The sequence below is a fragment of the Maridesulfovibrio sp. genome, from assembly GCF_963676065.1.
Classification (GTDB): Bacteria; Desulfobacterota; Desulfovibrionia; order Desulfovibrionales; family Desulfovibrionaceae; genus Maridesulfovibrio.
The window spans coordinates 766,530-786,689 of sequence record NZ_OY780933.1; the positions used below are offsets into that span (position 1 = coordinate 766,530).

Consider the following 20,160-nt stretch of genomic DNA (forward strand, 5'->3'; position numbering starts at 1 on the left):
AATATTTATAATGGTTACTAAATTTTCAGCCCTCTGGACTGTCTAAAGGCTTTAAGTCCATCAAGCACACTGTGATGCACAAACAAATTTCCGGTTCCCTTGCCGAGCTTGATATCCGGCTTTACATAGCCATGAAAATCAGAGCCGCCACTGGGTTGCAGACCGTATTTGCGGGCAAGACGCTTAATCCTGTCGGTCATCTCAATGGTGTGGGAACTGTAGTAGACTTCAATCCCCTGCAAACCCATTTCTCTTAACCGGGCCACCTCGCGGTCCAAAATTTCATCATCTGAACTGAGCAGAAAAGGATGGGCCAGAACTGGAGTAGCATCACTGGACCTCAATAACTCGAACGCATCTTCAGCCGAGATATTATTCTTGGGGCTGTAGGCTTTACCCTTTTTGCCCAGATATTCATTGAAGACCTCGTCGAAACTCTTCGCATATCCCTTCTGAATCATAACCCGGGCCATGTGCGGCCGGCCTATTGTTCCGGCGGCCTGACCCTGCACTTCTTCCATGGTTATGTCAAAGCCGAGCCCTTGTAATTTATTGATAACAGCTTCATTACGCTCCACTCGTCTGGCGCGTATGTCTTCAAAAACTCGCTTTAAACGTTCGGAATACGGATCTACCCAAAGGCCGACAACATGCAGAACACCTACATCGCTATGCACGCTGAGCTCACAGCCCGGAATCACTTCCAGACCGGTTTTTACGCCTACTTCAAGGGCTTCCGGGAGTCCTTCCATGGTGTCGTGGTCAGTCAGGGCTATGGCTGTAAGTCCGGATTCTTTTGCTGCCCTTACAAGCTCCGCAGGGCTGAATGTTCCGTCTGAAGCGGTGGAATGGGTATGCAGGTCAATGGCACTCATAAACTATCTCCGATAACAGTGCTGAAAAATGCGGGGTTGAGGAATTCTTTTTCTATAGTTATAGGGTAGGGATCAAACAATGTGCAAGGAGTACCTTTATGACTCTTAACAAAGAACTGATCGACATACTTGTTTGCCCCAAATGCAAGGGCGAACTGAATCTTCTGGAAGGGGAAACCGGACTTGAATGTGAAAACTGCAAAGTCGTCTATCCCGTAAAAGATGAAATTCCGATCATGCTAGCAGACGATGCTGTTCCCGCTGACAAGTGGGAAAAGAAATAATTAAAAAAATAAACAATGCGGTGTGCGGTCCACTCGGCTGCCCGCGAACAACAAGGAGTATCCATGTCCCAAGCCAAAGACGGCGACAAAATCCGCGTCCACTATGCCGGTTCTCTTGAAGACGGAACCGAATTTGATTCCTCATACAAAAGAGGAGAACCTCTTGAGATAGTTCTCGGTCAAGGCATGCTGATCAAGGGTTTTGAAGACGCTGTCAAAGGCCTCTCTGCTGGCGAAAAGGTAAAAGCTACCATCAGCCCCGAAGAAGGCTACGGCCCTTACCACGAAGAACACACCTTCGAAGTGGACCGCAACCAGATTCCGCCGGAAATCAACCCCGAAGTGGGCATGATGCTCCAGGTTAACACCGATCAGGGTGTTACCAACGTGACCATAAAATCCGTATCCGATGAAAAAGTCGTTCTTGACGGCAACCATCCTCTCGCTGGTCAGACCATGATTTTCGAGATTGAACTGCTTGAAATTCTGGCTTAGTTCCCCGCAAGGCTGCGGCCTTATTCAGGAATATAAATCCCTTTCACGATTCATCGTGGGAGGGATTTTATTTTTTTATACATTTTTTTCCTTTCATAATGTTGACAAGATATTATGAATGCATATTTGTAATTCAGACGAACAAGACAGGAGGTTATTTATGGTTATCGACTTTGGTTCATTCTATAACTTTCCGTATGAGTTTGATAAAATCTTTCATGACGTATTCAATCCACATCATCAGAACAGGAGAAAAGCGTCATACCCTCCTCTCAACATAAGTGAGAGTGAAAAAAACATATACATTCGTGCGGAGATACCGGGAATTTCCATTGAAGATATGGAAATTACTATCACGGCCAAGAATATGGTTCTTAAAGGGGAACGAAAACTACCTGAAGGAAGATACTTTAGACAGGAAAGACCATCCGGGGTATTTCAAAGAATTATATCTATAAATACTACTGTTGATGTGGATAATGTTAAAGCATCAATTAAGGATGGAATACTGAATATTGTACTTCCCAAAACAGAAGCTTCCGTTCCCAAAAAAGTTGACATTGCAATAGAATAAGGGGGTAATATTATGAGTACTGAAATGAATATTGAAAAATTCAGCCCCGCAACCGACATCATTGAAAATGAACAGGGCTTTTACATGTATGTGGATCTTCCCGGTGTAAGCAAAGAAGCCCTTGATATAGACCTTGATGAAAACACCCTCATCGTATCAGGCAAAGCAGCAGCCGCACTCGGCGAAGATGAAAAATTCCTCGATCAGGAATTCTGCGAAGGCCAGTACACCCGCAGATTCACAATCGCGGATGTTGTAGACCGCGAAAACATCAAGGCCAACCTTAAAAACGGAGTTCTGGAACTCTTCCTGCCTAAAATGCCGGAAGTCCAGCCCCGAAAAATACAAATTACGAGTGAATAGTTTTACGCTCCTTCACACCATGTCCCCCTCTAAAAAGGCTCCCTCTGCCACCGGGAGCCTTTTTACTTTGAAATTCCAGCCGCTATTAATTCCCGGCAGAAACATCGCCCCACGTCAGCTTAAGTTTGCCCGCAAAGAGCGTTTCTGGTAAACCGCTATAAAACCTTCCAAGGAGGAAACACAAAATGAAACTATTCAAAATATTATTTATCAGCGCCCTCTTCTGTGCAGCCCTTTTCGCGGGAACCGCCAATGCGGCCGGCAAATCCGTTTTCGTAAAAATCCAGACCAATATGGGCAACATTGTCATGGAACTGGATCAGGAGAAAGCTCCTGCTACCGTGGAGAACTTCCTGCGCTATGTTAACGAAGGCCATTATGACGGAACAATCTTTCATCGCGTAATCGACGGATTCATGATTCAGGGTGGTAACTTCGATAAAAATATGCAGAAACGCCCCACCCACGCCCCCATTCAAAATGAAGCCCGCAACGGACTCTACAACGACAAATACACCGTAGCCATGGCCCGGACTAATGACCCCCACTCCGCCACAGACCAGTTCTTCATCAACGTTGCAAACAACAATTTTCTCAACTTTAAATCCGAATCCGGGTCAGGATGGGGTTACGCTGTTTTCGGCAAAGTCATCGGCGGTAAGAAAGTTGTCGATAAAATCGCTAAAGCAGTGACCTTCCGCAAGGGAGCCTACGATGATGTCCCGGTTAAACCCATTACCATAATCAAGGCTGAAGAACTTAAACAATAGCGATCATTTTCACTCGCCAGAATACCCCCGGCACCATGTGCCGGGGGATTTTTTTGACAACCGCAATCCGAACTTTTATGTATGGGCAAAATTTGAAAATTGTTCCCGGAGGAAATCTCATGCACATAAAAAATAAACTCTCTGTAGCCATCATCCTTGCCCTTACGCTGGGTTTGGCCGGATGCCAGTCCGCATATTACAAAACCATGGAAAGCTTTGGCTACCACAAGCGTGACATTCTGGTTTCCAACGTGGAAAAAGCCCGTGAATCTCAGGAAGAAGCAAGTGAACAATTCAAAAGCGCACTTGATAAATTCAGCGCACTGACCGGTTTTCACGGCGGAGATCTTGAGGATACTTACGAACGCCTCAACGATGAGTATGAAAGCAGTGAAGCTGCGGCAGCCGATGTCCGCAAAAGGATTGATGCGGTGGCAGAAGTCGGGAATGACCTTTTTGATGAATGGAAAACCGAACTTTCCCAGTACACCAGCAGCAAGCTGCGCAATGACAGCCGGGTCAAACTCTCCAAGACAAAAAGCAAATTTAAAAAGATGCTCTCAGCCATGCGCAAGGCGGAAAAGAAAATCGCCCCTGTGTTGAATGTTTTTCACGATCAGGTACTTTACCTGAAGCACAACCTGAACGCACAGGCCATCGCTTCGCTTAAATCAGAGCTAAGCAATCTTGAAACCGACATAGGCAAACTTATCGCGGAAATGCAGCGTTCCATCGATGAAGCCAACGCCTTTATCAAGGATCTTAAAAAACAATAGATTTTCAATCTCTGCCCATTAAACATGAAAAATCCCCGGTACATTCAAGTTCCGGGGATTTTTTTAGCTTGTTAATCTGTTGCGATGCGAAATCGGTCTAGCCGTTTACCACCTGCAACTGTTTTTTTACAAATTCCAATTCATCTTCAGAGCGATTCTCTGCAAGTTCAGCCAAGGCCTGAGCGCAGAATGTAAGCATTACATCTGTATTCAACCCCAACAAAATGGAGCCGTTTGAAACGATACAGGTTTCACCCTGATCTTCCATGAGATATGCTCTCTTCTCGCGTTCTTCACCTTTTCTGAATGCAATGGAATAGCCCGTGCGCCCCTTCTCGGTACTGAAAATTTTTTCAGATACCAACTCCCCACTATCCTCGTTGTAATTGAGGGATTCATTTTCAAGCTTTCCGATAAAGGAAATCTGGCCACCAAAATCATTTTCCAGAGTCACCCTTTTCAGGGCAGCTGACTTTTTCATGATCCTTGTCCACCGATGTTTCTCAAATGGGCAGTTTCAGTTGCTCAGGACCGTCTTTATTCTCCTTTCCTTTCCTGGGAGCCGCCTGCAAACCGGATTCAATATATTCCAGCAGGGAACTTTCCGGCACACGCCACTGGCTGCCGACCTTAATACCCCGAATCTTTCCCTCCTGAATAAGCCTGTAGGCCGTTCTGGAGTGAATTCTCAGCGTTTCGGCAATCTCTCGTACCGTGTATAGCGTAGGCGAGGGAGTCAAAGCCTTGTCCTGATTTTTCAAAATTACACTACGATGTAGTTCTTATGACATTATTTGTCAAAAAATGTCAAAGAAATACACTCCTGCCTATTCTTTTCTGCAACAACACTCCAACAATCATGAAATTATCTGAAATTACAGATTAAATAACTGAATCCCCCCTCAATTAAATGATGTCTGCAATCAATGGCTTCACTTAAAAAAAATTTAATTCATAAAAAAAAGTCCCTCAGGCAGGTGCCTAAGGGACTTTTTTTATGAATCTTGAAAGTAGCTTTAAAATCTCAGTCTGGGATCTCGCGGCCAGTAGCCATTGTAATCGTAACAGAGATAGACTGTGAATTTCCGAGACGGTTTGCCGCGAAATGTCGTCTGGATATGGATGGGCGAGCTCACCCTTTTAAACATTTTCTTCAGGTCTGGACTGGTGTCGGTATGGAATCTCTTGATCACGTAGACAGAATCCCAACCGATCTTATCTAACGGTCCGGGCCAGAGGTCATACTGGTTCATGCGCCTGCTGGTCCATGCACAGTAGGTTCGCGGTTGCCCCGGCACATAAAAAGCCAGTGCAGCGGTCATATCATACTCGTCACTCATGACAAAAACTTTGGATGGATCTTTGAACTGGCTCTTTTCCAAAGCCACTACCTGCTGACCGAGATCGGTCCATCCTTTTAAGCGATGTGTGGGGTTCAGATTATCCGGCAGGGGAACTAGATTCTGAAAATGGAGAACAACAAATATAATAATACTTAAAGTTATCCACAGGGTGCGCAATTTTCCTCTACGTCTCCAGAAGCTTTCAAAAGCAAATCCGGCAATCATTACCCCGCTGACATAAGAAATAACCGCCCAGTTACCCAGTACCTTGGCGTGAAAACTCCAGGCAAAAAAGAACAACCAGACCGGCAGAAAAAAAACGGAGAGCAGCGCACTTTGCCGATAGCTCAGATCCATGAGATTACGGCCCTTCCCTCTAAGTACGAAGAGCAAGGCCGCAAAACCGGCTATGAACATAAACAGCAGCCACCACGGAGTGGCCATGCCGACCTGCTCACCCAAAAAGGGCAGAAAACGATCGAAACGCACCAGATGAGAGGCTTTCTCCCCGGATGCACCGATCAGATAAAGCACATGCTTGTAGCCCACAAAATCATTCTGCATATTCCAGATCAGTGTGGGCAGGAAACCGAGAAAAAGTCCCCCGCAAAGCGACAGGAACAACTTGCGCCAGAAGCCGCGCGGCAACCTTTCACGGCGGCTGAGCAGCAGCCCGTAAATAACGGAAAGTCCGGCAAAGCCCAGCATGGTATATTTCGCCAGAATCCCCAGCCCGAAAAAGAAAGTCATCACCAGAAACGGTTTGGTCCGGGATTCGTTGGAATCACGCTCCAGCCCCGGAGAATGAGGGATCGAAGCCTTATATAATGCGAAGAATGCGCAGCTCCAGCAAAGGATGAAAGGATTATCCGTGGTCATCAGAATTCCGAGAGCCAGATAAACCGGCATGGAATTGTAGATAATCAGGGTCCAGATAGCCGCAGCAGGCCTTTTCCACATTTTGGCCATGCCCCAGTAAATCACTATCTGGGTCAGAAACGAACCTACTACCGATCCGAACCGCACCCCGAATTCAGTATTACCGAAAACCGTGGTCCACAGCTTGATTATCCATGCGATCAGCGGGCCTTTGGAGTAATAGGTAAGCTGCATGTGCCTTGTCCAATCCCAGTACTGGGATTCATCCTGCACAAGATTAAGCTGCCCGGTGCCCAAAAACCAGAGCCTTGCAAAGGTGCTTATACAAATTATTGCTACAGCCCAGATCATGGGCTTGCTTTTAAACGAATCATTCAACGACAACACTTTATGTGACCTCCTTGCGAGGAAACTCATATCCAAGGCTGGTGTATAAAACAACAGCCCGTTTAACTTCTGGTAATAACAAAACAAAGCCCCCGTTAGCAGGGGGCGGATAATTCAGAAAAATTTTCCCTGATTCCGGTGGGGCCGCTTTAAAGCCCCAGCTTTTTAATCCTGTCTTCAGGTTTGATGATCTCAGTGACCCTGAATCCGAAATTTTCATTTATAACAACAAGCTCACCACGCGCTACCAGACGTCCTTCCACGTACATATCCAGCGGTTCCCCGGCAAGCTTGTGCAACTCGATAACAGTACCCTGACCGAACTGTATAATCTCATTAACCAAAAGCTTGGTCCGGCCCATTTCTACCTTGACTTCAAGGGGGATATCCAGAATGCGTTTCAGACTTTGCTCAGCCATTTATATAAACTCCACTAAAAATCGTGATTAACTGAGGTAACAGGATACAGCAAAAAACCGCAAACAACCAGCTTAAGCCAAGTTGATTAATTTCAGTATGTTACTTGACACACTGAACTTTAGGCCCACCCTCTTTCTGCTGTTGCAGAGCAAGAATAGCATCCGCGCTTTCTGAAAACAAATCCAAAGGATGGTGACTGATAACCAGTACCTGAAAACCCAGCCGTTCGGCAATGGTACCGATAAGCTCCATGAACCGGGGAACAAGGTCCGGTCTCAGCCAGCAGTCCTGCTCATCCAGTACCAAAAAAGGACGATGTGCTTCCGGATTAAGTCTCGAAAGAGCAATCAACCGCAGTCCCACAGACAGGATATTGCAGACCGATCCGCCCTGCCCGACCATAATATCTTCCTCTCCGCCCTGATTCAAAATCTGAAAATCCACCTGCAATTTCTTATCACGTATGGACGCGACCGCTTTAACCTCGCGGTCCTGACCCAGAATTTCACGGATAGCATGAGTCAGATTGGTCTCAAGCTCGCTTAGGAGTTCACCGAATAAAGCAGTGGAAAGCTCTTCCAGACGCACAGCAGCTCCCGGTGCCAGCTCCAGAAATTCATCAATTCTGCTCCCCTCTTTGCGCAAAGACAGCCAATCGTCCAAACGAGATGAAGCCTTGGCGCTCAGGCGATCAGCACGACGCTCCAAAGATTCCAATGTGGGAAGATCTGTCATTAATGCCTCCGGCGGTCCTTCGGAGACCAAAGACCCCTTTGAAAAGGGTTCTCTGGACTCCCCTAAACTTTTTGATAGGGCTTCGCCATTTTTATTCGCGTAATTTTGCGTATTCATACACAATAAAAACCATTAAAAATTTTGAGAATTCTTAAACCCTTTTTTCAAAAAGGGGTTAAGCCCTCGGAGAGCCGCCGGAGGCATTAATTATTGCCTTCCAAATTATCCAGACCTTCTTTGATGGACATGATGTGTTCACGGTACTCATTGACCAGCCGTGCGTTTTCCGCTTTTTTTTCTTCCAGAAGTTTAGCCAGTTCCTGCGGATCGCTGGTCCCATATTGAGCCTTTGCTTCTTCTTCAAGAGCGGCAAGCTGGCTGGTGGTGCTGGCAAGTTCCTGCTCAGTACGAATTTTCTTATCATGCAGCCATTTATGCTGCTCTTTGAGAAGAGCCAGTTCCTGTTCAAGACCGTTAGCGGGCTGATTCGCGCCGTTATTCATTCCATTACCCATTGCCATCGGTAACCTCCGTATACAAATCCCAGATAAGTGCACTTTCAGGCTCACCGGGATCGATATTATCCGTTAAAAACTGTTTCAACCCTTCGCCTTCATGGGTCCTTTTCCATGCCAGACGTTCAAGGCCCTGTAGAAATTTTGATTCAGCCGCCGCGCTGTCTTCGGCTGCCGGCGGAAAATCCTGATCCGGGAAAACCTCATAAAAATCGCGATGCGGGATATCCCATTTTTCCAGATCTTCACAATCCGGGGTCCAGATTGATGCCCTCATCTTACGTTCAAGGGCGTAGCGGGAAAAAGTCAGCCGGGTGATGTTTCCGGGATTGGCCCAAGTGGTCATGCCTTTGGTTATCGAATCCCGCGGCCCATGAATATGACCGTTGATGATCCAGTCTATGCCCGGTTTTTCCTTGATGGCGTGTTGTTTTTTCTCACACTCGGGAAAAGAAATATTATGATGGGTCACCCAGATAACTTTAAGATATTTTCCCTCTTCGCGATCAAATTCTTTAGGGATTGGAGTGGAATCCGGAGATGCACCGACCAGCACCATCCCTTGCGGAGTTTCCAGCTCAAATGCCGGACCCTGTTCACTCATGAGCCTAATCACCCCGGCGGCATCAAGCACGGCCATGGAAACATCCGGTGTAAAACGGGCCTGATACTTATCGTGATTGCCAACCAGCACAAAAGGCTTGTAGGGGCCGAACACTCTGATCATATCCACCAGCAATGAATTGCCGTTATCGCGCGGCCAATGGAAAAGATCACCGAGAATAAGTGGGACCATATCCAGCTCTGCGGCACGCTTAAAGCAGGCATCAAGCTTATCCAGCACATCTGCGGCAAAATCACCCAGCCGCTGTCCCGGAGGGGTGGAAGCTATATGCGGGTCTCCGATAAAAAAAAGACCGTTACCCTGTACTTTTTCAAGACTCATGGCTGTCCCCAATCAATTTGTGTGCATCCAGCTCACCGCCGCAAAGCGGGCAATTACCGATCTCGGCCAGCCGTTCTTCGATCTGCTGTTTAAGTTCTGTTTCAGACTGTTCCAGCTTACTCAAATCCTTTTGCGCATCCACCTGCGCGTTGCCCAAGGAATTTAAATTGTTCATAACCTGCATAAGCGGCTTTAAATCTTGAAGCTCAGGAGGATCGACCAAAGGCTTCAGGACTTCGGATCGATGTAAAATTTTATCCCTGAGAGAACAGCTGCGGTTAACATTGCTGATGATTGTGGATAGGACCGACAGATCTTCAATTTGCGGCGGAGAGAGAAGCGATTCCAGAATCTTACGCCTTACGGATTGATTTTTTTTCGCAAAAGATAATTGGTTTTGCCGCGCAAGGTCCGCTTCCAGCTTCTGCACCGGGAAAAGATCCGGCGGAGCTTGTAATCCACTTAAAAATTCTGCCCCTGCTTTCAAAATCTGCCCGTGCCTGCGCAGATTTTCCAGACCGGAAAGCGCCCTCTCCAACGGACCGGAAGGAAAAAGATCCGGCGTGTCTTTCAAACTGGATAATTTTTCCGACCGCTTAGCCAGTGTCTCTTTATGGCTTCCAAGTTCATTCTTGCGGTTTATTAACCCTTCAACCACCGGAATCTCTTTATCAAGTTCATCCAGCCGGTCTTTGATTTCGCGGACATTTTCAAGCTCCAGATTCACATCCGGCAGGGCTTGCAAGCCGTCCAGCTCCAGCTTTATCTCGTCCATTTTCTGCTGCTGGAATTTCTTTTCGCGCTTGGCTGTGCGGACCCGGTTTTTAAGCTCGGTCTGCATAGCCAGTAAATGCGATGCTTCCGAAGATGACGCAAAAAACTGAGCCGCGACAGATGAAGGCTGATCGAGCAGAAAAATAGGATTACGCTGGTTGCCGATATGTACATCCAGCGACTTGCCACCCTCCAACGGGACCTGATTAAGTCTCAGAATGTTCAAAATATCTTCCGGGGTATTGCGCCCGAATTTAGCGTACACTTCCCATTCTTCTTCGCCGGGGCGCAGCACTTCGTACCATGCTGTAGCCTTCTTGCGGATCCATGCCACACGCACACCGTCGTCCATTTCAAGCTCAACACGGGCCTTCTTGGCTCCGTGCCTGATAAAATGTTTGGGCAGCGGATTGGTAGCAATACAGCGCAACGCCTCAACAATAGAAGATTTTCCACTGTTGTTGGGACCGGTCAGCACGGTCATGCCCGGGCCGAGTTCAATCTCGGTTTCCGCATGGGCTAAAAAATTTTTTAATAAGATTTTTTTAATCATTGGTGCCTTCGGCGACCAGAGGGGGGAAACTTTTATTAAGCTTCGCTCTGTTATTTAACAAAAAGATAGCAATTCAAAATATACACATTGACGGGTTAACCCAAAATTAAAACTATTAAAAGTTTTGGGATTCTTAAACCCTTTTGACAAAAAGGCTTTAAACCGCAGGAGGCCAATTACTTTGCAATGAAAGGGCAGTATTCAATTGAAGAAGAGGTTAAGGAGTTATCTTTCTCGAATAAAATTACAGGCGCTTCCATAATCAGTCCCGGCTTACCGCCTTTCACTGCTTCAATCATTACGACCTTTGACGGTGAGTCAAAACGTCCGTGGATAAATTTCATGCGCTTGGGTTCAAGCTTGTGGCTGGTGAAGGAACGTATCAACTCGGCCAGCCGTTCGGCAAGAAAGACGAAACAGACCCGACCCCGGTTGCGAACCATGCGCGAGGCCGTGGCGACAAATGCATCAAGATCGCAATCAACCTCAAAACGAGCCTTGTTGCGGGATTCGTCAGGACAGGCTTTTCCCCGGCCCTCGCCGCGATAGGGAGGGTTGGAAATTACCAGATCATAACTCCCGGCAGGCGCAAAATCAGGTATGCAAACGTTCCCCTGCACTATGCCGACTTCCTCGTTAAAGCCCAACTTACGCACATTATCCTCAGCAGCCGCAACCATTTCCGGGTTAATTTCAAGTCCGGTTACGGTCAGTTCCTTATCTGGATGGCACAGCATAATCCCCAGTGGGATAACCCCGCAGCCGGTACCAAGATCGAGAATTCTGGTTCTCTTAGACACGGAAACAAAACAACTGATCAGTAAAGAATCCGTGGAAAATCTAAAACCGCTTTCCGGCTGCACAAGTCCACGGGGAAAATAATTACGGGCTTCTTCAAACATAAGAATAAACCAAAACTAATAAAAGGTTTTGGGATTCTTAAACCCTTTTGCAAAAGGGTTTAAGCCGCCGGAGGCAAAATTTATCCATCGAAAATCGCAAAGCGCATCAAATCCGTCTTCGTAACGCACCGATTAACATCCGGGCATCCTCTGACTTCAAAAGCAGTGCCCCGAATCCATAGACAGCAATCCAGACCGGAATAAGCGCGAACCATAAAATATCGTAGCGCGAACTGTACCACGCCCCTGCGCCGATTAACGCACTAAGCAGCACGCTTTTCATAACGCTTCCAAACGGCATCGGGAAAAGGCCCATTCTGCGTCCCATGATAATTGATAACAGAAGACAGTTAAGCATAGACGACAGGGATACAGCCAAAGCAAGACCTACATGTGCGATATACTGCATAAGCAGATATCCCGCCCCCACATTCACGAACAGGCAAAGAATCGCAACCTTGACCGGAGTCCGGGTGTCTTCCTGCGCATAAAAAGCGGAAACCAAAGGACGGGACATAGCGATAAACGGCAGACCTATGCCGTAAGCCATCAATGCCTGTGCTGTTGCCGTTACCGCTTTAACATCAAAAGCACCGCGCTCAAAAAGCAGACTGATCAAAGGTCCCGCAAGGGAAACCAAACCGGCCATAGCCGGCAGGGAAATAAACAGGATCAAGCCCACACTCTGCTTAAGTGTCTGGGCGAAATCATCATGCCGCCCTTCCACATGAAGCTTTGCCAGACTGGGCAGGGCCGCCGTACCGACAGCGATACCGAATACGCCTAGCGGGAACTGCACCAGCCGGTCAGCATAATATAAATATGAAACCGACCCGACAGGTAAAAATGAAGCCAGCAAAGTACCCAGAACCACATTGATCTGGTAAACCGCCGCACCCAATACAGTGGGCAGCATCAGTTTGCCCATACGTTTTACACCGGGATTATCCAGCTCAGCCCTGCCGCGCCAGTTCAGCCCCATACGCTTGAGGTAAGGCTGTTGCAGCAACCATTGCAGCAATCCGCCAATGAGCACTCCCCAAGCCATAAACAGAGCCACGCTGTTTCCGGTAAAATAACCGATAAGCGCCGATCCGATCAGAGCGATATTGAGCATACAGGGAGCCAGTGCCGGAGCCAGGAAATGCCCGGTACTGTTCAGTATGCCCATGCAGAGCGCAACACCGCAAATGAAAATAACATAAGGGAAACAAACTCTTACCAGATTGACAGTAAGAGACATCAATTCCGGGTTATCCCCGAAACCGGGGGCAATGAGAAGAACCAGATATTTAGCGCCCACCATCGCCAACACGGTTAAAGCACCAAGAATGATCAGCAGCCAGAGCATGGCCGATCTTGCCATTTCAAAAGATGCTTCCTCGCCCTGTTCCTTGCGAACCCGGCTGAAAACAGGGACGAAAGCCATGGTCAAAGACCCTTCCCCGAACAGTCGGCGCAAAAGGTTCGGGATACGGAAAGCCACAAAAAAAGCGTCCGCAGGGAGCCCTGCGCCAAGCGCGAACGCAACAATAAGGTCCCTGACAAAACCAAGGACCCTTGAAAGCAACGTCGCCCCCGCCACAACAGAAGCATTGCGAACTATTTTACTGGATTCTGCGGTCATATTTGGATGCCTCCGGCGGCTGGGGAAGGGAAATTTTTGCAAAAGTTTCCCTTCCCCAGACCCCATCCCTTCAAAACCTTTTCATAAGGCTTCGCCGCTTAAGACGAAGTTTTTCCGAAATATTAATAATTTTTCCCCTTGAAAAAAATCCCCAAACCAACTCATTTTTAGGGGGATAGAGGGAGGGGAGCCTAAGGCATACTAATCATTCATTTTCTGGCAATTGCTGCAAAAAGTGGACGAACGTCCCGCTACAGTGGCACCTTCAAATCTTTTACCGCAATCGGGACATGCTTCGCCTTTTTTGCCGTACACTTTAAAGCTGTTTTGGAATCCTCCGGCATCTCCGCCCGCGTCTACATAATCACGGATAGAGCTTCCGTTTTCCTGAATGGCCTGTTTGAGCACATTTTGCAATTCAGTGAAAAGTTTTACCAGAGATTCTTTAGAGAGATCGGATGCTTTTGCCTTGGGATGAATACCGGAACGAAACAGGGATTCGTCAGCATAAATGTTACCGCATCCGGCCACTACAGACTGGTTGAGCAGCAGTCCTTTAATCTGGGCCTTACGACCGGAGATACGTTCGGCAAGCTCTTCTGCGCTAACTTCCAGCGGTTCGGGACCGAGGTTTTTATAAAAAGACCATTCCTGCAATTCTTCATTGTTCAGGGCACGCACTTCACCAAATTTACGGGTATCGTGAAATTCAATTGATCCTCCGTCGGTTAAGCCGAAGACAATACGTGTATGAGGCTCGGGAGTGGTCGGCCCCTCGTGCGAAAGAACACGCCCCGTCATCTTAAGATGAAAAGTAATGTGCATCTCTTCGCCGAGATCCAGAATAAGCAGTTTGGCCCGGCGGTGAACGCGGGTAATCTTCTCCCCGGCTACCCGGGATGAAAAAAGATACCATGGCATCTTAACCGAGCTATGATTAAGAATCTTCACAGATTCAATTGTCTTGCCCTCGAGTGATGCGGCAAGTCCACGTGATATAACTTCTACTTCCGGTAATTCTGGCATTTATATTTCCTGAAAATATCTTTATTTATCTTTTTTAGTACGGCTTAATCTGCCCATATCAAGATCAAAAATTTTACCGCGCCGTTTAATGGTGAATACCAGCGGTTTATCTTCTCTGTGTGCTTTTGATCCGGCCATATGCATTGATCTCAGGCTGGTTACGGGAATACCCTGTGCTTTGGCAATAATATCACCGGGTCTTAAGCCTTTTTTATATGCTTTACGATCCCTTTTCACTACGGTGATCACAGCTTCTCCCCGGCGCATCTCAATAGTCATGCCCATACGGCTTTCATACGAAGACGGGCAATAAAAAAATGAATCAGCCGCCGTGGGATAAAATTCGTCACCCCGCCAGGGCATTACGGTCATAATCTTTGCCTGCGGGTCCAAAACCTTCAACCTGCGCGGAATGCCCCAGCCGTGCTCCACATGTCCGCCCCCGGCAAGAATCACTACCGGATGCCCGGAATCCCGGCGCAACTTCACGGCCTGCTCAGCCATTGCCGTATCCCATAGAGATTGTACGAGAAAAAACTGTTCAACCTGCTTCGGGTCACCGGCATCATGCCCCTGATGCATGGCGAGAACTTCCTTCAAGCCCTCCTCCTGTTCAGGCGCGGGAGGGATTACTTTTTCAGGCAGCAACGCCCTGTCATCCGGGGATAATCCATCAAGTCCCTTTTCACCTATTTCCTGAACCAGACTGAACGGGAAATTAAGTCCCGCCACGGTCAGCCTGCGTTTAGCGGCCAATTGGAAAATTGGTTTGAACATATTGAAGTCGTAACGCCATCCGTTTTCCCAATCCAGCTTCCGGGCCAGTTCGGTTACAGGAATCTGTCCGAGATTAAAACGGTTGAGCACATCCTGCTTACCGGTCGTAACCATTTCAAGGCCGATAGCGATCTTACGGTGACCACGGCTCAACCCATCGATAATATCAAACTGGGCCTTATGATCGCATACGCTGGTATGCCCTTCCCCGATAAGCACGTAATCGGCTTTGGAAGCCTCCGCCATAAGTTTATCAAACGGCAGAGGATCGCCCACCGGATCAAGATAATCTCCGGAGCAGGTCAAAAATGAAACCGCCATTTCAGGAGGTATGTTTTTCTTCACACAACCGCCGAGCACAAAAAAAAGTGCGCAAAGGACCAAAACAGTCCTTGCGCACTTGTTGATGGAATTATGAACCATACCCGGGTTAATCCCAGTTACGCTTATCTTCAATAGGCCTGATCTGAGGAGGCAGTGAGCCGGGAGTCAGAACCTTGAGGATGGGACGCAGTTTGATTTTCTCGCGGAAGGTATGCAGCAGCTCTTCTTCGCGCTTGAAGTTGGAAACCTCAATATTAAGAATCATCTCATCAATACCGCCGGGGTTGGTGACTTCGATCTGCCAGCGTTTGACTTCTTCAAAGTGGGCCATGACCTGCTCAACCTGATGGGGGTAAACAAACATTCCCTTGATACGTGCGGTGGTATCTACACGGCCAACGATGTTACCGAGGCGCGGAGTTGAACGTCCACATGGACAGGGAGTGCGGTCAATGTAGCTGAGATCACCGGTGGCAAGCCTGATCAAAGGATAGGTCTTGTTGAAAGCGGTGATGACGATTTCACCGACTTCACCGTCCTTAAGCGGAATACCGGTATCGGGATGGCAGATCTCAACAAAGGCGCGGTTGGTGATATGCAGACCGTTTTTGTGGTAGCACTCGTAACCGATGCAGCCGACATCCGCGGTTCCATATCCCTGACGCATGATCAGATCGAATTTTTTCTCCAGATCATTACGCATCTTCTCGGAAAATTTTTCTCCGGTTACGAAGGCAACTTCAAGATAAAGATCCTTACGCAGGTTCAGACCTGCCTCTTCAGCCTTCTGGGCCAGATGCATGAGGTAGCTGGGGGTACCGACATAGCCGGTTACACGCAGCTTCTGCATGATTTCAAGCTGGCTGTTGGTAGAGCCGGGACCGGCGGGAATAACAGCGCAGTTAAGATTACGCAGGGGTTCTTCAAACATGAGCCCTGCCGGAGCGAGATGATAGTTGAAGGTAATCTGGGACACATCACCGGAACGGAATCCGGCAGCGTAGAAACCTTCGGTCCATCCCCAGTAATCCTCTGAACGGTCCTCGGGATCAAAGATGGGACCGGGAGACAAAAAGATGCGGCGCAGTTCGCCGAGGTCTTTGGTCAGAAGTCCGCCCAGACGGGGGCCCATTGACTGGAGAAAGATCAGCTCTTTCTTTTTTAATATAGGTATATGTTTAAGATCGGAAAGTTCCTTGAACTTATCAACCTGAAACTGTGCTCTGTCGAAACGTTTTTTTACGTCTTCAGAATAACGATAGGCATAGGTCAGAAGTTCTTTGAGCTGCAGGGCGCAATATTGGCGTCTTTCGCCTTCATCAAGTACTTCACGACGGCTATAGATGCCTTCAGTACGGTCTTTACGAGTCATTTATAGGATTCCTCCATAATTTATTGCCGAAGTGGGTGTCGGAACTCCACTTAGCTTAAGGAATATATGAAAACAAAACCAAATTGTCAACTTTTTTTGATTTTATCAATTTATTTTAAACGCTTAAGAGTTTTTTTCAAAAAAAAGCAACCGGCTGCAGGTATTTCTACGGCCTGAAACAATAACGCGAAACAAAAAAAAAGACATTTTTTCATTTTTTTTGTTGACAGGTTGACGCAGGTATGGATAAAAGCTTCTTCGTTCGCACGGATGGGTCGTTAACTCAGTCGGTAGAGTATCTGCCTTTTAAGCAGAGAGTCGCTGGTTCGAACCCAGCACGACCCACCAGCAAACACACTGGAAAATATCCTGCGAAGACATCGGAATTTTTATTTTTCAAAATGGCGGTCTATCCAACCCGCTACATAAGTCTTGACTAAATTCAGGACAGTTGATAGTCTAGGTAGACACGCTTTTAAATATATGGGTCGTTAACTCAGTCGGTAGAGTATCTGCCTTTTAAGCAGAGAGTCGCTGGTTCGAGCCCAGCACGACCCACCATTTTAAAGAAAAGGGCATTTCATTTTAGGATGAAATGCCCTTTTTCTATTGTTGGTAACAACTAAAAAAACTTGACGGATGTAATACAAATAATGCTATTGACGCTTCATTAATTTCCACAACTTAATAAAATGAGAGCCGCCATATGCTGGATATGAATAACGAAGAAAAACACATTGCCAACTACCTCAAAGGTAAATATCCGAACAAAGTTAGATCATTATTTAATGCTATCTTAAAAAATAAAAAAGAAAGAACCCTTGAGGTCGGATGTGGTTTTGGTTCTTCAGCTGTTTTCTTTGCCCTGAAAGGGAAAAAAGTAACCGCCACCGATCTTTCAGAAACAAATGTTAAGCAGACACAAATCCTTTCTGACAGACACAATGCAGGTGTTACCTGCCTGCCTCTTGATGCCACCAAACCTCTCAATGAAAAATTCGATATCGCATATTCCTTTGATATGTTTGAACACTTGCCCTACGAGTTACAGGGAGACCATCTCAAAGCCATGTACGAAATGCTGGAACACGGGGGAACTTTTTACATTCGCGCTCCGCACCTTTACAACGTCCGCCAGCATATCTCGGAACACATAGGCCTGCCCACATACCGCAGCATATCAGAACTCGGCACCAAGGCCGGATTCAAGGTTCAGCCTTTCTTCGGACATACAAGCTGCACGGCTCCTATGCCCTTATATCTGAGCATTGAAAAAGCCATCGAAAATATTAGTACCCCAGAAACACGTTATCAAATGCTGAAAAAAGTAGGAATGGCCAACGTAGTTGTAAAGCTTTCCAAACAATAGCAGCAGAATTTAGATTCTTAATTCAAAATAAAAAGGGTATCAATGCGTTGATTGATACCCTTTAACCATTTTTTAAACCGACGCGATGTCGCTATTTAGAATCTGTCGAAACCGTCATCGTCTGATGATTTTCCGGCGGGCAACATGGGTGCGGAGTAATTACCGCTCATCTTAAAAAAGGACATGGCCTGCAGCAGGAGCTGTCCCTGACGGGAAAGTTCTTCAGATGTGGAAGCCATCTCCTCAGAAGCGGAAGCGTTTTGCTGGATAACCGTATCAAGCTCCTGGATAGCTCTGTTAATCTGATCGACCCCTGTATTCTGCTCGTTACTGGCTGCGGCTATTTCCTGTACCAGTTCAGCAGTCTTGCTGATACTGGGCACCAATTCCTTAAGCATCTCCCCGGCCTTTTCCGCTACTACTACGGAAGAAGAGGACAGCTCGCTGATTTCAGCTGCTGCTATCCCACTGCGTTCAGCCAGCTTACGAACTTCAGCGGCAACAACAGCGAATCCTTTGCCGTGTTCCCCTGCCCTTGCAGCTTCGATAGCCGCATTCAGGGCCAGCAGATTGGTCTGCCGGGCTATCTCTTCAATTATCATAATCTTCTCAGCAATGCTCTTCATTGCCTGCACAGCCTCTCCTACAGCATCCGCGCTCTGGGCGGCCTGCTGCTGAGATTTCTCTGCCACGCCTTCAGTCTGAATGGCATTTTCCGCATTGTGCTTAATATTGGCTGACATTTCTTCCATGGAAGAAGAAACCTCTTCAATGGAAGCAGCCTGCTCGGTAGCTCCCTGCGAAAGACTTTCCGCGGAAGCGGAGAGCTCTTCACTACCGCTTGCTACGCTGTCAGAAGCATTATTCACATCACCGACAACATTGCGAAGTCTGTGGACCATTTTACGCATACCGTCTGCGAGCTTGCCAAGTTCATCATTACGCTGCAGATCAACATCGGCAGAGAGATCACCTTCGCTGACCTGGGAAACAAAATTCAAGCCTTTGTTAAGGGGACCGAGAATGCCCTTGGCTATGATCAAGGCCATCAAAATACCGATAACTAAGGCCACGAGACTTACAATAATAATTACCTGTCTTGCATGGGCTGCAGAGCTGAGCATCTCCTCATCTGTCATGATGTTTCCAGCAACGACGCCGCGTACTTCACCTAAAATATTTTGAATTGCCTCAAGTGCGGGAACAGTTACAGTAGCATATATATCAGTGGCTTCGGCAAGCAGGGCAAGCTTACGTCCGTGCCAATCCAACAGGCCATCAATTTTAGCCAAAGTTTCTTCGGCATTCTTCTCAACATGATCGGAAAAATATTGTTGTGCCCCTTCCCTATCCCCACGGAGCAGATACGCATTGAGCGTCTTTACCGTATCATGCAGCTTTTGATGCGGTCCATAAATCTGTTCCACAAGTGTCCCGAATTCTTGATTTTCGCGGGACATCTTCTTGACTTCAGCTGAATAAAGCCATTTTCCAAGTCCGCACAGGTGGGGATTTGCCTGAACCGAAATCTCATGTGATTGCGGGTCCATAAGCTGCTTAAGAACTGCCACCATCCATGTAAGATGATCCAGCTTCTTTTCCCTCAGAAAACTGCCCAAAGCCGGGTCGACAGCTTCATACTTTTCATCAATCGCTATGGCTGATTTATGAAGTTTGTTGTGGTAATCCTCTATCTTCGTCAGCAAAGGCTTTATTTCGGGCACTAATTCTTCGGCTTCCTGACGTTTTTTGCTATAGAACCATTTACCGAACCCACATTTATGAGGATCAACCTGCACGTTAATCTCATTTACATTTTTATCAGTAAGAAGCTTATTAAGCTCATTAGCCCAATTAAGATGGTCCACTATTTTCTGAACAAAATCTCCACGAAGCTTATTACCGGCAATAACCTGCTCAGCATTTCCCACGATATTACCGATTCCGGTTATTGACCAGGCTCCGAGGAGAACCAGCAGCACAAGTACTGCCCCAAAGCCAACGGTAAATTTATAAGCTAACCTCATATTCTTCCAACTCATAACTCTCTCCAGTAAAAAACAGCCCGGTGTGA

The 20,160-nt window shown here is 47.1% G+C and carries 21 protein-coding genes, 2 tRNA genes and 1 pseudogene; 9 read left to right on the forward strand and 15 right to left on the reverse strand.

The annotated features are described in order from the left end of the window. Positions 1 to 17: 17 nt before the first annotated feature. Entirely contained in the window at positions 18 to 875 is an 858-nt protein-coding gene (locus tag ACKU35_RS03395) for a PHP domain-containing protein (RefSeq protein WP_319763147.1), read from the reverse strand. Positions 876 to 973: 98 nt separating this feature from the next. On the opposite strand from ACKU35_RS03395, the gene ACKU35_RS03400 reads away from it, so the two are divergent. The 6 genes from ACKU35_RS03400 (at position 974) to ACKU35_RS03425 (ending at position 4,137) form a co-directional block, all read left to right on the forward strand. Continuing rightward, a complete protein-coding gene (locus ACKU35_RS03400) occupies positions 974 to 1,159 on the forward strand; it encodes a Trm112 family protein (RefSeq protein ID WP_319763148.1) in 186 nt (61 codons plus the stop codon). A gap of 63 nt (positions 1,160 to 1,222) precedes the next feature. Then, entirely contained in the window at positions 1,223 to 1,654 is a 432-nt protein-coding gene (locus ACKU35_RS03405) for a peptidylprolyl isomerase (protein WP_319763150.1), read from the forward strand. A 160-nt stretch (positions 1,655 to 1,814) separates the two neighbouring features. Then, positions 1,815 to 2,228 (forward strand): Hsp20/alpha crystallin family protein, encoded by a 414-nt coding sequence (locus ACKU35_RS03410; protein ID WP_319763152.1) that lies wholly within the window; start codon positions 1,815 to 1,817, stop codon positions 2,226 to 2,228. Between the two features lie 12 nt (positions 2,229 to 2,240). Further along, positions 2,241 to 2,591 (forward strand): Hsp20/alpha crystallin family protein, encoded by a 351-nt coding sequence (locus ACKU35_RS03415; RefSeq protein ID WP_319763154.1) that lies wholly within the window; start codon positions 2,241 to 2,243, stop codon positions 2,589 to 2,591. Positions 2,592 to 2,776: 185 nt separating this feature from the next. Continuing rightward, positions 2,777 to 3,361, forward strand: a complete 585-nt coding sequence (locus ACKU35_RS03420) for a peptidylprolyl isomerase (protein WP_319763156.1) — start codon at positions 2,777 to 2,779, stop codon at positions 3,359 to 3,361. A 119-nt stretch (positions 3,362 to 3,480) separates the two neighbouring features. Next, the gene (locus ACKU35_RS03425; protein WP_319763158.1) at positions 3,481 to 4,137 is read left to right on the forward strand and encodes a DUF2959 domain-containing protein; all 657 of its coding nucleotides are present in this window, start codon (positions 3,481 to 3,483) and stop codon (positions 4,135 to 4,137) included. Between the two features lie 97 nt (positions 4,138 to 4,234). On the opposite strand, the gene ACKU35_RS03430 is transcribed toward ACKU35_RS03425, so the two are convergent. The 13 genes and pseudogenes from ACKU35_RS03430 to ACKU35_RS03490 all read right to left on the reverse strand — a co-directional run bounded on the left by ACKU35_RS03430 (position 4,235) and on the right by ACKU35_RS03490 (position 16,717). After that, positions 4,235 to 4,618, reverse strand: a complete 384-nt coding sequence (locus ACKU35_RS03430) for a hypothetical protein (protein ID WP_319763160.1) — start codon at positions 4,616 to 4,618, stop codon at positions 4,235 to 4,237. A gap of 22 nt (positions 4,619 to 4,640) precedes the next feature. Next, a complete protein-coding gene (locus ACKU35_RS03435) occupies positions 4,641 to 4,898 on the reverse strand; it encodes a helix-turn-helix domain-containing protein (protein ID WP_319763162.1) in 258 nt (85 codons plus the stop codon). 255 nt (positions 4,899 to 5,153) lie between these two features. Continuing rightward, positions 5,154 to 6,746: a glycosyltransferase family 39 protein gene (locus ACKU35_RS03440; RefSeq protein ID WP_319763163.1), complete on the reverse strand. Its 1,593-nt coding sequence runs from the start codon at positions 6,744 to 6,746 to the stop codon at positions 5,154 to 5,156. 149 nt (positions 6,747 to 6,895) lie between these two features. Further along, a pseudogene (fliN, locus tag ACKU35_RS03445) lies at positions 6,896 to 7,150 on the reverse strand (flagellar motor switch protein FliN); the annotation flags it as partial. 115 nt (positions 7,151 to 7,265) lie between these two features. Beyond that, positions 7,266 to 7,901: a hypothetical protein gene (locus tag ACKU35_RS03450; protein WP_319763165.1), complete on the reverse strand. Its 636-nt coding sequence runs from the start codon at positions 7,899 to 7,901 to the stop codon at positions 7,266 to 7,268. 203 nt (positions 7,902 to 8,104) lie between these two features. Next, entirely contained in the window at positions 8,105 to 8,422 is a 318-nt protein-coding gene (locus ACKU35_RS03455) for a hypothetical protein (protein ID WP_319763167.1), read from the reverse strand. Beyond that, positions 8,409 to 9,362 carry a metallophosphoesterase gene (locus tag ACKU35_RS03460; protein ID WP_319763168.1) on the reverse strand — a complete coding sequence of 318 codons (954 nt, stop codon included), beginning with the start codon at positions 9,360 to 9,362 and terminating at the stop codon, positions 8,409 to 8,411. The genes ACKU35_RS03455 and ACKU35_RS03460 overlap by 14 nt, the downstream gene beginning before the upstream one ends. Then, entirely contained in the window at positions 9,352 to 10,689 is a 1,338-nt protein-coding gene (locus ACKU35_RS03465) for an AAA family ATPase (protein WP_319763170.1), read from the reverse strand. Before ACKU35_RS03465 ends, ACKU35_RS03460 begins: the two co-directional genes overlap by 11 nt. 176 nt (positions 10,690 to 10,865) lie before the next feature. Beyond that, positions 10,866 to 11,591 carry a methyltransferase gene (locus ACKU35_RS03470; protein ID WP_319763172.1) on the reverse strand — a complete coding sequence of 242 codons (726 nt, stop codon included), beginning with the start codon at positions 11,589 to 11,591 and terminating at the stop codon, positions 10,866 to 10,868. Between the two features lie 106 nt (positions 11,592 to 11,697). Further along, positions 11,698 to 13,218 carry a murein biosynthesis integral membrane protein MurJ gene (murJ, locus tag ACKU35_RS03475; protein ID WP_319763174.1) on the reverse strand — a complete coding sequence of 507 codons (1,521 nt, stop codon included), beginning with the start codon at positions 13,216 to 13,218 and terminating at the stop codon, positions 11,698 to 11,700. Positions 13,219 to 13,419: 201 nt separating this feature from the next. Further along, entirely contained in the window at positions 13,420 to 14,244 is an 825-nt protein-coding gene (gene mutM / locus ACKU35_RS03480; RefSeq protein WP_319763176.1) for a bifunctional DNA-formamidopyrimidine glycosylase/DNA-(apurinic or apyrimidinic site) lyase, read from the reverse strand. A gap of 21 nt (positions 14,245 to 14,265) precedes the next feature. Then, entirely contained in the window at positions 14,266 to 15,366 is a 1,101-nt protein-coding gene (locus tag ACKU35_RS03485; protein ID WP_319763177.1) for a ChaN family lipoprotein, read from the reverse strand. Positions 15,367 to 15,451: 85 nt separating this feature from the next. Then, positions 15,452 to 16,717, reverse strand: a complete 1,266-nt coding sequence (locus ACKU35_RS03490; RefSeq protein WP_319763179.1) for an AMP-binding protein — start codon at positions 16,715 to 16,717, stop codon at positions 15,452 to 15,454. 272 nt (positions 16,718 to 16,989) lie between these two features. On the opposite strand from ACKU35_RS03490, the gene ACKU35_RS03495 reads away from it, so the two are divergent. From ACKU35_RS03495 to ACKU35_RS03505, 3 genes are all read left to right on the forward strand, one after another. Further along, a tRNA-Lys gene (locus ACKU35_RS03495) sits at positions 16,990 to 17,065 on the forward strand. 137 nt (positions 17,066 to 17,202) lie between these two features. After that, positions 17,203 to 17,278: transfer RNA gene (locus ACKU35_RS03500), tRNA-Lys, on the forward strand. Positions 17,279 to 17,423: 145 nt separating this feature from the next. Further along, positions 17,424 to 18,086, forward strand: a complete 663-nt coding sequence (locus tag ACKU35_RS03505) for a methyltransferase domain-containing protein (protein ID WP_319763181.1) — start codon at positions 17,424 to 17,426, stop codon at positions 18,084 to 18,086. Positions 18,087 to 18,181: 95 nt separating this feature from the next. Here the strand turns inward: ACKU35_RS03505 and ACKU35_RS03510 are convergent, their stop codons facing one another. Beyond that, positions 18,182 to 20,128, reverse strand: a complete 1,947-nt coding sequence (locus ACKU35_RS03510; RefSeq protein ID WP_319763183.1) for a methyl-accepting chemotaxis protein — start codon at positions 20,126 to 20,128, stop codon at positions 18,182 to 18,184. Between the last annotated feature and the right edge of the window lie 32 nt (positions 20,129 to 20,160).